Annotated in this window: 9 protein-coding genes; 6 read left to right on the forward strand and 3 right to left on the reverse strand. The window is 65.0% G+C overall.

The features are described from left to right. Positions 1-132: 132 nt before the first annotated feature. Positions 133-3,609 carry a protein kinase domain-containing protein gene (locus ACNJ7E_RS04380; RefSeq protein WP_418339228.1) on the forward strand — a complete coding sequence of 1,159 codons (3,477 nt, stop codon included), beginning with the start codon at positions 133-135 and terminating at the stop codon, positions 3,607-3,609. A 4-nt stretch (positions 3,610-3,613) separates the two neighbouring features. Here ACNJ7E_RS04380 and ACNJ7E_RS04385 read toward each other — a convergent pair whose 3' ends face one another. The 3 genes from ACNJ7E_RS04385 to ACNJ7E_RS04395 all read right to left on the reverse strand — a co-directional run bounded on the left by ACNJ7E_RS04385 (position 3,614) and on the right by ACNJ7E_RS04395 (position 7,116). Continuing rightward, positions 3,614-4,873 (reverse strand): MFS transporter, encoded by a 1,260-nt coding sequence (locus tag ACNJ7E_RS04385; protein ID WP_172652440.1) that lies wholly within the window; start codon positions 4,871-4,873, stop codon positions 3,614-3,616. A 101-nt stretch (positions 4,874-4,974) separates the two neighbouring features. Next, a complete protein-coding gene (locus tag ACNJ7E_RS04390) occupies positions 4,975-5,715 on the reverse strand; it encodes a GntR family transcriptional regulator (RefSeq protein ID WP_418339229.1) in 741 nt (246 codons plus the stop codon). A 15-nt stretch (positions 5,716-5,730) separates the two neighbouring features. After that, positions 5,731-7,116, reverse strand: coding sequence for an MFS transporter (locus ACNJ7E_RS04395; protein WP_257226540.1), 1,386 nt, complete (start codon positions 7,114-7,116; stop codon positions 5,731-5,733). 446 nt (positions 7,117-7,562) lie between these two features. Here ACNJ7E_RS04395 and ACNJ7E_RS04400 point away from each other — a divergent pair, with 446 nt between their 5' ends. The 5 genes from ACNJ7E_RS04400 to ACNJ7E_RS04420 all read left to right on the forward strand — a co-directional run bounded on the left by ACNJ7E_RS04400 (position 7,563) and on the right by ACNJ7E_RS04420 (position 13,998). Next, the gene (locus ACNJ7E_RS04400; RefSeq protein ID WP_418339230.1) at positions 7,563-8,933 is read left to right on the forward strand and encodes an MmgE/PrpD family protein; all 1,371 of its coding nucleotides are present in this window, start codon (positions 7,563-7,565) and stop codon (positions 8,931-8,933) included. A gap of 111 nt (positions 8,934-9,044) precedes the next feature. Next, positions 9,045-10,562, forward strand: a complete 1,518-nt coding sequence (locus ACNJ7E_RS04405; protein WP_172652437.1) for an aldehyde dehydrogenase — start codon at positions 9,045-9,047, stop codon at positions 10,560-10,562. Between the two features lie 19 nt (positions 10,563-10,581). After that, positions 10,582-11,733: a zinc-binding dehydrogenase gene (locus ACNJ7E_RS04410; RefSeq protein WP_283541328.1), complete on the forward strand. Its 1,152-nt coding sequence runs from the start codon at positions 10,582-10,584 to the stop codon at positions 11,731-11,733. 1 nt (position 11,734) lies between these two features. Further along, entirely contained in the window at positions 11,735-12,901 is a 1,167-nt protein-coding gene (locus tag ACNJ7E_RS04415) for a CaiB/BaiF CoA transferase family protein (RefSeq protein ID WP_172652435.1), read from the forward strand. Between the two features lie 341 nt (positions 12,902-13,242). Next, positions 13,243-13,998, forward strand: coding sequence for a GntR family transcriptional regulator (locus ACNJ7E_RS04420; protein ID WP_257226539.1), 756 nt, complete (start codon positions 13,243-13,245; stop codon positions 13,996-13,998). The last annotated feature ends 66 nt before the right edge of the window (positions 13,999-14,064 follow it).

The raw sequence follows: 14,064 nt of genomic DNA on the forward strand, positions 1-14,064 counted from the left end.
ACCTCGGTCATCGGGCATGTAATTTGACCGCGTTCGGGGCCAGTTCGGTCGACGGCCAGATTATCCTCGATTCAGTAGGCGAGGTGGGTGATGAGCCGATTCAAGGCACCAGATGCCGGTCCGAGGTGATAGATGGCCGAGACCGATCCGGGGGCAACACAGCGCGACCAGACTCCAGACATCGCCACGGAGCTGGCGGCGGAGGGATTCGAGTGCGCCACCGAGATCGGACGGGGCGGCTTCGGGGTGGTGTACCGCTGCGAAGAGCGGACTCTCGATCGCGTCGTCGCGGTCAAGGTGCTCACCACCTATCACGACTCGGAAGTCGTGGCCCGCTTTCTCCGTGAGCAAAAAGCAATGGGACGCCTGTCCGGGCACCCCAACATAGTCACGATTTATCGAGTTGGAACGACGGGCGCCGGCCAACCGTACCTCGTCATGCACTACCACGAGCCGGGCTCCCTCCAGGCACTGATCGAGTCGGGGCCGATTTCCTGGACCCGTGTCCTGCACCTCGGGATCAAGGTGGCCGACGCGCTCGAGGCCGCCCACCAACAATCCATCCTGCACCGAGACATCAAACCCGCGAACATCTTGATCGACACCTTCGGAGAGCCGCAGCTGACAGATTTCGGCATCGCCCGCATCACCGGCGGATTCGAGACCACGGGCGGTGTGGTGACCGGATCACCCGCCTACACCGACCCCGACGTGCTGCTCGGGCATCCCCCCAGCCCAGCCGGCGACATCTATAGCCTCGGAGCAACCCTGTTCAGCGCGCTCACCGGACACGCGGCCTTCGAACGGCGCAGCGGTGAGCCTCTGATCGGCCAGTTCCGGCGCATCACAAGTTCGACCGGCCCCCTGCTACGCGACTGGCGGGGAGACATCCCCGAGGAACTCTGCACTGCGATCGAGCATGCCATGGACCGCGATCGCGGCAACCGTCCCCGTGCGGCAGCCGAATTTGCGGACCAGTTACGCCGCGTCCACCACAACTCCGAGAGCAGCGCACCCGAGGGGATCGCGCCAGAATTGAGCGCCGACCCGGAACACAATTCATCAGCATCCGGTTTCCGATCCCCGTCACCGCACTCGCGGACGCCGACACCCTCCGGTCGGTACTCGGCACCTCCCACGCCCGCCACCAGATTCCGACCACCACCACCGAGCCGCACCCTGGTCCCCCGTGCCCGCCTGATGCAGGCTCTCCACACCGATCGACGGCGCCGCCTGGCCGTGATTCACGCACCCACCGGCTACGGAAAAAGCACCACGGCGGCACAGTGGCTCCGTCAGCTCGCCGATGAGGGCATCGCCACCGCATGGTTGACCGTCGACCGAGACGACAACAATCCGCTGTGGTTCCTCGCACATCTCATCGAAGCCGTCACCACCGCATTGCCGGCCGTGGCGACCGACTTGCGGGACACCTTCGAAGCACACGGTGACCACGCATGCCCGCACGTGCTGACAACGCTGATCAGCACACTGCACGATCAGGACCAACCCCTGGCCCTCGTCGTCGACGACTGGCATCGGGTCTCGGATCCCTCGAGTGTCGCGACGCTGACGTACCTACTGGACAACGGGTGCCACCACATCCAGGTCATCGTGACCAGTCGCCGCAAAACAGGACTGCCGATGAGCCGAATGCGCGTTCTCGACGAACTCATCGAGATCGATTCGGCAGTACTGCGATTCGACGAAGAAGAAACACGCACCTTCCTCACCGAAACATCGGGAGTGGACCTGGCGACAAGTGACATCGCCAACCTGGCGAGGTCGACCGACGGCTGGGCCGCCGCCATCCAGCTGGCGTCGATTTCCCTGCGCTCGTCCGCGGACCCCGCCGGTTTCATCGAACACCTCTCGGGCCGCCATCAAGCGATCGGAGATTTCCTCGCCGAGAACGTCCTCGACTCCATCGACACGGACACACGCGCATTTCTGCTGGCCACCGCCATCCCCGACCGCATCTGCGCCGACCTCGCCTCCACCCTGACCGACGTGCGACGCGGCCAGGCGATGCTCGAGCTGATCGAAGAACGCGACCTGTTCCTGCGCCGAGTCGACGACGAAGGACACTGGTTCCGCTACCACCACATGTTCGCCGAATTCCTACGCGGCCGCCTCGACACCGACTTTCCCGGACGATCGGCGCAGTTGCATCGCTCCGCCTCCACCTGGTTCGCCGAGCACCACTTCCTCAGCGAAGCGGTCGATCACGCACTGCGTGCCGGCGATACGACCGGTGCGGTGGAACTGATCGAACGCCACGGGACGTATCTGCTCGAGCATTCGCAGATGTCGACGTTGCGTGGACTCGTCGACAAGCTGCCGATCGACAGCGCGGTATCGAATCCGCGGCTGCAGCTCGCCGCCGCCTGGTCGAACATCCTGCTCTACAACCCCGACCCGGCTCTGCAGGCACTCGACCGCGTCGATACCGCGCTCACCCACCGCAGCGACCCGGACACCCCCGCGCTGGCCGCCGAAGCGTCGGTGGTCAGAGCAGTCGTGGAATTGCGCGCCGACCGCGCCTCTCGCATCGACGACTTGGTGCGTCCGTGTCTCGATCGACCCGATGACCTCAGGCCGTGGGTCGTATCCGTCGCGGCGAACGTCGCGACCTTCGCCGCGATCTGCCGAGCGGACTATCGCGCCGCCCATGCCCTTCAGCAATGGGCCGCAACGTATCACCAGCGGAACAACGGGCCGTACAACTCGGTGCACGGACATTGTTGGGTGGGTATAGCCGCCTTCGAGCAACTCGACGTGAGCTTGGCGGAATCGAGTTTCCGAACCGCGATGAAGATCGCTCAGCAAGTGGATGGACGCCGGTCGTACACAGCTCGGCTGGCCGGGGGCCTGCTCGGTGAAGTTCTGTACGAGAAGGGTCAGATCGTCGAGGCCGAGCGACTGCTCGACGACGGATACGACCTCGGGCCACACGCGGGCGCGGTCGACTTGAAGATCGCCCGGTACGTCGTCGGAGCCCGAATCAAAGCGATTCGCGGTGACCGTTCGGCGGCGGTTCAACGGCTGGACGAGGGCGCACGATTCTCCATGCAGATGCAGCTGCCGAGGCTCCACAGCGCCATCGTCAACGAAGCGGCGCGCCTGGATCTCGTCCTGCCGTCCTCAGATGCACAACCTGCGGACCTCACCTATGCCGAACGCGCCGAGCAAGTGTCCGGTCTCGACCAGGCGATCGCGCAGTACCTGGAGGAGGCGGCAATCCGGGGATTGGTGCGAACCGGATCCCCGGCGAATACCGACCTCGCATGCCAGTGGGCCAGAGAGTGGGCGGAGCGCCTGGCGGACAGTGAACGCCACCGGGCCGCGCTGCGGGCCCGCCGACTGCTGGCCGGTTGCCTCGCCGCATCCGGCCGCAGCGCAGAGGCCCGAAAGGTGCTCACCGAGGTGGTAGCCCGCTGCTCGCAGGCCGGGTTGGTGTGGTTCCTCGCCGACGGGGGCGAACACGTCATGGACACCCTCCAACACATCGTCGACACCGACCATCCACCAACTCATCCGCCGCAATCGTCGGACGTGCCCCGCGACTTCTTGTTGGCGGCGCTCGCGGCTGACGCCGGCTTGCCGTAAGCCCCTACCTTGGGGGTGACACTGCATCGTCGGTGTTGTGCTGAACTGACCGCCGGGCCACGGTTCCCGCGGCAGAGAAAAGGATCAGGCCCGCCCCGATGGCGAGCCAGATGGCTGCCGTAAGCATGCCGATGCCAAATCCCCACGGGCTGACCCCCGAAGCGAGCGCCGGACCGGCGCTGGCACCGAGGAAGGTAAATGATCCGTACAGTGCCGTTGCTCCGCCCGTTTCCTCCGGACGTACCTGCGCCAGGAGTGATTCGACGATGGCCGACGCCGTAATGGCGATGGCCGCTACGAGCACCAGCACCGTGATCGACAAGGCAACCAGGGAGTCTGACAGAACCGATCCGCCCGCAGACATCGCCGCCACACCCATCGCCGCCGCGCCCCTATGGACCGGCTGCCACCGTCGCAGCACTCGACCTAGAAATGGAATGACGAGCAGCGCCGGCACGGTGGCCAATCGCAGCACCTGCAGGGCCTCGGGATTTCCGGCAATTGAAGGCGGCCCCACCAGCGAGATGGTGGTGAAGACGCTGACATACGCCCCGAGGAAAGTGGCTGCAGCACCAAACAGCGCGACCAACCGCCACCTGCCCAGAATCGTCACCAGGACTCCGAAAAGCCGCGTACCACAGGGGTGGTCCCTGGGCCGCGCCCTCGGAACCAACGCAGCAACTGCCACGGTTGCCACCACGAGCTCGCCTGCGCCGACCACAAAGACCGCGCGCCAGCCAGCAGCCGCGGCGATCATCTGCGCAGCGACGGGAACGACCGCCGCGGCGGCGAGAAAACTGCTGGTCAAGCAGCTCAAGGCGAGTAGGCGGTGGCGCGGATCGATGCTCTCGGCGATATACGTGAACGCGGCCGGGGCGAAGGCGGCGGCTGTGCAGCCCTGCCCCGCCCGGGCGATCAACTCCAGAAGGAGCGTGGACGGCAGCGCTGCCAGCAGGGTGGTGGCCGCGGCGGCGAGCAGGCCGACAGTCATCACGGTATGCGGCCCGAACCGCGACGCCAGCGGCCCCGCGGCGAGGAAGCCGAGAGCATAGGCGACCCCGAATACGGTGGAGGTTGCCGTCACGTGTGCAGGGTCGACACCGAAGGTAGCGGCCATCTGCGGAAGTAGCGCCAGTACCGAGTACATCTGTCCGACCGCGGTGATGGCGGTAGCGGTGAGGATGACGATTACTCGTCCGGACGGGCCATATCGATCCCGGACTACGTTGATCGGACCGATGTCGGTGTTCGGCTGTAGGTCCACACCGCCTCCTTCGTGCGTTCCTGATGGGTGAACCGTGTGATGGTCGCGCCTATCGCTTCGTGGTGGCCCAGTAGCACACCGGGCACGGATCGTGGGCCCCATCAGCGGCTCCGGCGCAGGTCCATCCGGTAGCTGTAGCGGCGGGGATTGAGTCGCGAGGTGGTGAACTCGACCGGCCGCCCCCCGGCGTCGTGGTAGAGCCGCTCGATGAGTAAGACGGCGTCTCCTGCCGAGCATCCGATCAGTTGGCTCTCCGCCTCTTCGGCTTGGGTGGCGTGGATATTCTGAGTTGCGGAGACGATGCTACCGGGTAGTAGTCGCTCTGCCGATTGAATGATCGTGCTGTCGGTCTCCCACAGTCCCCGCTCGATCACGTTGTCCGCCAATGAGGAAACCATGTAGTGCCGGGTCAAGGCGAAAGGCGCATGGTTGTAGCAGCGTTGGACGAGTGCGCAGCGGATGTCTGAGATATCCGCACCGAGGTGGCGGGCGATCGCGGGCTCGCTCACTCCCGGTCGGAAAGGCTCGAGTAACCGGGTGGTGGTGCCGGGCCAGCTCATGATTTCGTCGAGCGATCCGATTGCACGCTGGTAGCGACCTGAGTTCGTTTCGTGCCCAATCAAGTACGTGCCGCTGCCCTGGACGCGGTGCACCATGCCCTCCTCGACCAGGTGACTGATCGCTTGGCGGATCGTGTGTCTGCTGACGCCGAAACTCTGCCGAAGTTGGTCTTCGGTGGGCAGCTTGTCTCCCACGGCGTACTCACCGCGTTCGGCTCGCCGCCGAAGTTGTTCGGCGACGAGCCGGTACGCGGGACGCCTGAGATACGAATGCGTCTCCACAATCTGGCCTGTCTGTCATTTCCTCGCGGAGGGTGCTTCCTCGCTGAACAGCGACACCCCGCGGGTCTCGGGCAGATACCGCAGCAGAAGCACGAACGACAGCGCTGCAATCGCGACCAGGTAGAGAGCGGGGGCGACGATGAGCGCTGCGGCAGCTGCGATGGCGGTGGCGATGAACGGGCCGGGCCCGCCGATGAGGGCCTGTGCGACGTTGAAGCCGATCGAGCTACCCGTCACCCGCAGTCGGGCCGGGAAGAGCTCGACCATGAGAACGCCGAGCATGACATTGGCCAGGGCCTCGAAGGCCGCGAAAATTACCAGGCCGATCAGGGCGAGGTACCAGGTGCCGGTCGAGAGCAGAACGAAGCAGGGGACCGCGGTCAGCGCGATACCGCCGGCGCCGATCAGCATTGTGCGTCGGCGGCCGATGCGGTCGCCGATCATCCCTGCCACGGGGCACATGAGCGAGTAGATGAGCAACCCGAGCACCGCGAGTTCGAGGGCGGAGGTCTTGGTCATGTGGACCTCGACAGTGAGGAAGGTGACCACGAAGGTTGCGAGGTAGTAGAAGCCGAGGCCGGTCACCGCGGTGCAGACGAACACCAGCAGGATTCCGGATCGGCTGTGCTTGCCGGCGTTGCGCAAGGGGGCGTGCTCGACCTCGTGAGCGCGCTGGAGCTCCTGGAACACGGGAGTGTCCTCCAGTCGGAGCCGGACATAGAGACCGAGGACGGCCAGCGGACCGGCGACGAGGAAGGGGACGCGCCAACCCCAGGTCGTCATCTGGTCGTCGGACAGCAGGGTGGTCAGCAGCAAGGTCACTGCACCCCCGGCCATGACCCCGATGCCGGCGCCGGCGGAGACCACACTGCTCCACAGCCCGCGCCGGCGGGCCGGTGCATATTCGACGAGGAAGGCAGCTGCGCCGGCGTACTCGCCACCCGCGGAGAATCCTTGGGCGCACCGAAGGAGCACCAGAAGGGCGGGAGCAGCGAGGCCGATGGTGGCGTAGGTCGGCAGGATGCCGATGCCGATGGTGCAGATACCCATGACGACGATTGCGAGTGAGAGCGCCGCGCGGCGACCGGCGCGATCGCCGAAAGCTCCGATCAGCAGCCCCCCGAGCGGACGAAAGAGGAACGCGACGCCGAAAACGGCGAGGGAGGCCAACAGCGACGTAGTGGCGTTGCCGGACGGAAAGAAGAGCGTCCCGATGGTCGCGGCCAGAAACCCGTACACCGCGAAGTCGAACCACTCGAGGAAGTGGCCGATGCCCGCGGCGATGGCGACGCGTCGGGAGACCTTGGGTGCCAGGGTCCCCGATGAGGTCAGCGCATCAGTCGTCGGTGCATCTCCCGGAATCGTGGGGGGTAACGGCGATACGGGGGGTGGGTTCGTCATCGAGGTCTCCTCGGGAAGCGTCGTGGATTTCTTTCGCCACGACGTGAAGTTGGTCCTGCGGGAATCTGATCGGTGTTTCGGCGCGCCCATGATCCTCCGCCTGGCAGCTCGCAGTGAAGTGGGCCACAGTTGTACGGATGACTTGAAGTTAGTCAGGGTTGGTGCGTGCGTCAACCCCTCGTAGGTTGCGGGCCGGTTCCGGCATGAAAACTAGACGAATGAAATGCTTTTGCCTGGTTATTTACTGTAAGTGGAGGCTAGGTCATAAGCGGAACGGGGAGGGTTGGGTTCGATTCGCATCGCGATTGACAGATGCGAGGGTTCGCAATAGTGTTTCAAGTCATACGGACAAATTGTTGCGACGGCGGTGGTTGGATCCGCGTCCGCGGGCCCCTCCCGCAGCAACCGCAACTGACGTGTCCACGAATCATGGGAAGGATGTGCGCATGGCTGGCAGCACGATCGCCGAACGACTCGGCGTCTTCGCCGCGGGTCTGGAGGTCGATGCGCTTCCACTACCGGTCATCGAGCGGGCCACAGGGTGCCTCCTCCACGCCTTGGCAGTGGGAATGGCCGGCTCGGCCGCCGGCTTCGGGCGACAGGCCGAGCAGGCTAGCCCTGGTGTGAGCTCGCCGCCGAACAACGAGGGATACGCCCGCTCGCTGGTGACCGGGCAGTGGCATCCGGCTTTGACGGCGGCCTTCATCAACGGAGTGCATCTGCATGCCCGGGCGCAGGAAGACACACACGGCACGTTCCATCCAGGTGTAAGCGTCATACCCGCCGCCCTGGCGGCCGCAGAGTCCAGCGCTGTCGACGGCCGCACTCTGTTGGCGGCGATTGTCGCGGGTTACGAGGTGGGCATTGCCCTGTCGGGGCCGCTCACGGACCTGACCACCCCGCCCTTTCGCGCGACGGCGGTGTTCGGGCCGGTGGCTGCCGCAGCTGCTGTCGGACGGATCCGCGGGCTGAGCGGCGAACGTATGACCTCCGCACTGGCGATCGCCGCATCGATCTCGGGTGGCACGTCCGAATCGTTCGGTGCGGGAACCGACGAGTGGCACTTCCAGTCGGGGATCGCGGCGACGAGCGGGCTGATGGCGGCGCAACTCGCCGAAACCGGGGTCACGGGGTCCCGGACGGCGTTCGAGGCCGAAGCGGGATTCCTCGACTGCTTCTCGCGATCGCGGGAGGCTACGGAATCACTCGCCCGCGAGCTCGGGCGGTCCTGGAACACACTCGCAGTAACATTCAAGCCGTACCCGGTGTGTGCGTTCAATCAGGCACCGGCCATGCTCGCAGTGCGGCTGCGCGAGTCCGGTCTCCGCGCGGACGAGGTCGCGTCGATCCGGCTGCGGATGAACGAACGCGAAGCCACCTATCCGGGCATGCCCTCGCGGGGGCCCTTCACCCGTACCTCACAGACACTGATGAGCGCCAGATTCGCCTTCGCGACCGGTCTCATCTACGGCGACATCAGCTACGACCTGCTGCAACACTTCACCGATCCCCAGGTACTCGACCTCATCGGCAAGATCGACCTCGTCGCCGAGCCGGGACGCCCAGCGAAAACCGCACACGCAACCACGGTGCTGGTCGACGGGACCACGGTCCACGACGCCATCGAGGACTCCGATGCGATGCTGTCGTGGGACATGGACGGCGTCGTGCGCAATGCCGAACGCCTCGCATCCGAGACCCCGCTGTCCACAGAGGAATTGGAGACCCTGATTGACAGCGTGGCCACATTGCCGCAGGCGTCTTCCGTCGACCCGTTGATCCGGGCGACATTGGCGGGAATCTCCGTCGGAACGTGAGGGCGCCATTCCCTCACCCGCTTAACGTGCGCGGTACATCGAAGCCCGCCACCGCCCTCCCATGTGACAGTGCCGGGCACTCGGTCCGGCCGTGAAACGAGAAAGAGCACAATGACCGAGAACGTCGTCGCCATCGCCGAAAGGCGAAACAGCGAACTCCAACACCGACAGATGTACATCGACGGCAATTGGGTCGATGCGATCTCCGGTGAGGTTTTCGAGACCATCAACCCATACAACGGGCAGGCTTGGGCCACTGCGCCACTCGCGGGACCGGCCGACGTAAAGGAGGCTGTCGATGCTGCGCGGCGGGCGCTGTCCGGGCCGTGGGGATCGATGTCCGCGGCGCAGCGAGGTGTCCTGATCCGCAGGCTGGCGGCGCTGATCGAGCCCCACGCAGACGATCTCGCGCGCATCGAGACCACCGACAACGGCAAGGTCATTCGCGAGACCCGCGGTCAGATGGCCGGGCTACCGGCGACCTACGAATTCTTCGCCGGCGCTGCCGACAAGATTTTCGGTGACACCATCTCCGCACCCCAGACGAACTTCTTCACCTACACTCGCCGCGAGCCGATCGGCGTGGTCGCCGCAATCCTGCCCTGGAACAGCCCCCTGTTCCTTTTGGCAAGCAAGCTCGCGCCCGCCTTGGCCGCCGGTTGCACATTTGTCGCCAAGCCGGCGGAGCAGACGCCGTCCTCGACCCTCGAGTTCGCCAAACTCGTTGATGAAGCCGGTTTCCCGCCTGGAGTGTTCAACGTCGTCACCGGCGCCGGAGACACAGGAGCCGCGCTGACCGCCGAACCCGGCGTGGACAAAGTCACCTTCACCGGATCGACTGCCACCGGAATCGCGGTCATGAAGAGCGCCGCCGACCACATCGCGGAGGTCACCCTCGAACTCGGCGGCAAGTCCCCGAACATCATCTTCCCCGACGCCGACATCGATGCGGCCGTCAACGGGGTGATGGCAGGAATCTTCGCCGCCACCGGCCAGACCTGCATCGCAGGAAGTCGGTTGCTGGTCCACGAATCCATCCGCGACGCCGTCGTCGAACGGCTCGCCCAGCGCGCACCCCAGATCAAGATGGGCGATCCGCTCGACATCGAAACCGAAATGGGCCCCATCGCCTTCGCCGAGCAACTCGAGAAGGTCCGCTACTACGTCGACCTCGGAGCCAGCGAAGGCGCCACGGTGGTGTGCGGCGGAGAGCGTCCACAGGACGCCGACCTGGCCGACGGGTACTTCTTCCAGCCCACCATCCTCAGCGGCGTCGACAATTCGATGCGCGTGGCACGGGAAGAAATCTTCGGACCGGTGCTGTCGGTCATCACCTTCACCTCGGAAGAGGAGGCGGTCCAGATCGGCAACGACACGACCTACGGACTCGCCGCGGCGGTCTGGACCAAAGACATCCAACGCGCACACCGCGTCGCACACCGCCTCAACGCCGGCACGATCTGGGTCAACTCCTACCGTGTGCTCGCCAACAACGTCCCCTACGGCGGCTTCGGCCAGAGCGGCATCGGCCGCGAAAACGGCATAGAAGGCCTCGACGCCTACCTGCAGACCAAATCCATCTGGGTCGAACTCACCGGCGAAAGCCGCGACCCCTTCAAACTCGGCTGAGCGCACAAGGAGCAAACTGATGACTACCACCTTCGACATCCCCAAGACCAGCCGGGCGGCGGTGCTCACCAAGCACAGCGAGCCGCTCGAAATCCGCGAAATTCCCGTGCCGCAAACACTCGAACCGGGCGCACTCCTGGTCCGGGTCGAAGCCGCGACGGTCTGCGGATCAGACCTGCACCTCTGGGATGGCTCCCTCGGCGGCAGCCAGGCCCTGGATCTGCCCGTCATACCCGGACACGAAATGGTCGGCCGGGTAATCGCATTCGGTGACGGCGCCGAGCGGGACACCTTCGGTACACCGCTCGAGCTCGGCGATCGCATCTGCTTCACCCACGCCTCATGCAACCAGTGTGACCACTGCCGGTTCGACAACCAGCCCACCCTGTGCACCAACCGCCAGTACTACATGTTCACCAATTGCGAACGTCCCCCGTATCTGGTCGGCGGCTTCGCCGAATACGCTTACGTCTTCCCCAACTCGGGACGCGTGCGGGTGCCGGACGAGGTGGAAACCTCCTGGGCGTCGGCGGCCAGCTGCGCGCTGCGAACGGTCGTGCACTCGTTCGAGCGCATCGGCAAGATGAACCCGTGGGAAACCGTCGTCATCCAGGGCGCCGGCCCGCTCGGTCTGTTCGCGACGGCCCTCGCCGATCATCTCGGCGCCGGGCGAATCATCACCATCGGCGCTCCCGACAACCGCCTGGCCATCGCCAAGCAATACGGGGCCACCGACCTCGTCTCCGTCGCCGAACATCCCGAACCCGAAGACCGGATCGCCGCGGTCCGCGACCTGCTCGGCGGCCACGGCGCCGAAGTGGTTTTCGAGTTCTCCGGCGCACGCACCGCATTCCCGGAAGGCTTGGGAATGATCAAGGAGGGTGGCCGCTACATGGTCACCGGCCAGATCGACGGCCCTGGCAAGGAAGTCCCGGTCCGGCCCGGCTTCATCACCCGACAGCAGCTGACCATCATGGGGACCTGGTCCGGACACATCGCCGAGTACCGCAAGGCTCTCGAATTCATGAAGAACACGCACGGCAAGTACGACTTCGGTGCACTGGTCCCGAACCGGTACCGCCTCGACCAGGCCACCGAGGCGCTGACGCGGATGCGGGCGCAGGAGGACATCAAGCCGATGCTCGTCCCGCACGGAACCGAAGGAATCTGACGTGAGGCCCCTCGACGGCATTCGTGTGCTCGAGATGGGCCAGTACATCGCCGCCCCCTACTGTGCGATGATGCTGGCCGACCTGGGTGCGGAGGTCATCAAGATCGAGCGGCCCGACGGCGGCGATCCGCGCAGAATCTATGATCCGCTCGAGCAGACCGAGACCGGGTCCATGAGCGGCGGGTTCCTGAGCTACAACCGCAACAAGAAGTCCGTCACCCTGGACTTGAGCGCGGAGAGTGACCGAGCACGGTACCTGGCTTTGGCGGCGACCGCCGACGTCGTCGTAGAGAACCTTCGCCCCGGGGCAGTCGACCGCATGGGAGTGGGATACGACGCGCTCAAGGACATCAATCCACGCCTGATCTACTGCGCCATCAGCGGATACGGGAGGTTGTCGACACATCGGGGTGAATTCGCCGAACGGCCGGCCTTCGACACCGCAATCCAGGCGATTGGTGGGCTGATGGCGGTGACCGGAGAACCGGGGGGCCCGCCGTTGCCGACGGTGACCGGTTTCGCGGACGTCTTCACTGCCGTGCATGCCACCGTCAGCGTGCTCGCCGCTCTTGAGGGCCGTCACCAGTCCGGTACGGGTGCGTTCGTCGATCAGAGCATGTACGACTCGGTGGCGTCCCTGCTCGAACGCGAACTCATGCTGTGGGATTTCACGGGCGAGCATCGAGTGCGCGGGGTGGATCGGTATTCTCCACTCGGCGCCCTCGAAGCCGAGGACGGGTACGTTGCACTGATTCTGCCCACCCATGAGATGTGGCGGCGGCTGTGTGTGTCAATCGAGCGGCCCGACCTGCTCGAGCATCCGCTGCTGGACTCGGTCATTCACCGGGCCGAGAACTTCGCATCGGTGATCCGCCCCGAAGCCGAACGGTGGACGCGGTCCCGTACCCGCCGCGAGATCGTCGAACACTTCGCCGCGCACGGGCTTCCCGCTGGAGAAAGCCAGACCATCGACGAGCTCTACCAGTGCCCACACCTCGACGCGCGGCGCATGTTCCTCGAGATCGACGATCCGTATGCCGGTCGCCGTCGGATGATCCGGACACCGTTCTTGACCGACACCTACGACGAACCGCGCACCGACTCGGCGCCTCAACTCGGCGAGCACAACGACGAACTGTTTACGGAGGTGCAACCCACCACCGCCTGACGCACCCCGCCGACATGAGGCGGCGGGGACACCAGCACCGCCGCGATGAGGCCGACATCCGGATCGCCGTGCTGTCGTGGTAGACATCCGCCGGTTGCCCGACTCCTGTGCCGGAAGGGCTGAGAATGGAGGTGTGATCGCAACGGTCACACCTCCATACTTGATTGATCGGTATCAATTCTCGAGCTACATATGTTGAGATGGAGCCTGTTGCCACGAATAATGTGGTGGCGCAGTAGATCACCAATCGCGAGTGATCCACGTTGAAGATTCATCCGTACGAGCGCTAGTGTGGTGGATGGAACCCTGCCGACCGCATCAGGGGAGAAGGAGGGCCCGTGGTGACGAACAAGGTAGCTCCCGCGGAGCGTGGTGTCCCTGCGTACAAAGTGCTGGCCGGGAAGTTGCGGACCGACATCGAGGCCGGTGTCTACTCGGTCGGACGGAAGATGCCCACCGAAAGCGTGCTGCAGTCGGTCCACAACGTCAGCCGCCACACCGTGCGCGAAGCCCTGCAGATACTGCTTTCCGACGGGCTGATCTACCGGGTGCAAGGCAGCGGAACCTATGTGAGCGGCCGCCAACAGGACACCCGGGGCCGCTACGTCCGCTCGATCGGATCCCTCGACGAAATCATCGTCTGGCCCGACACGAACACCGAGGTGATCGAACCATTCACGGTCGTCGTCGAGCCTTCCATCGCGTCCCGATTGGAATTGCCGTACATCGAGGTCAGCAAGGCCACCGTTCGCCGTTCCTTTGAGGGGATCCCCTTTGTCCTGACGCGCCACTACGTCGAACCCGACCTCGGTGCGAAACTGGCCGCGGAGGGGGTCCCGTCGGTCGGCGAGGGAACCGTGATCGGGGCCGCAGAAAAACTGCTCACCAAGCCGATCATGGGGGCACGGCAAGAGATCACCGCCATGAACGCCCCGGAGTACGAAGCCGAGCTGATCGGATGCCAGGCAGGAGACGCCATACTGCTGATCGAGCGCCTCTACTACGACGCCGACGGGAAATTCGTGGAATTCACGTCCTCTCACTTCAATCCGCGCCGGTACTCGTACCGCATGGAATTGCGGCGGCGAGGAGCCTGAGCACGAAGAAGTGAAGGTGTGACTCGCGGCCGTTATAAGCGAATGTCGGCGAGTCGTACATTTCGC

Source organism: Rhodococcus mengyinensis (genome assembly GCF_048381435.1).
Lineage (GTDB): Bacteria > Actinomycetota > Actinomycetes > Mycobacteriales > Mycobacteriaceae > Rhodococcus_F > Rhodococcus_F opacus_D.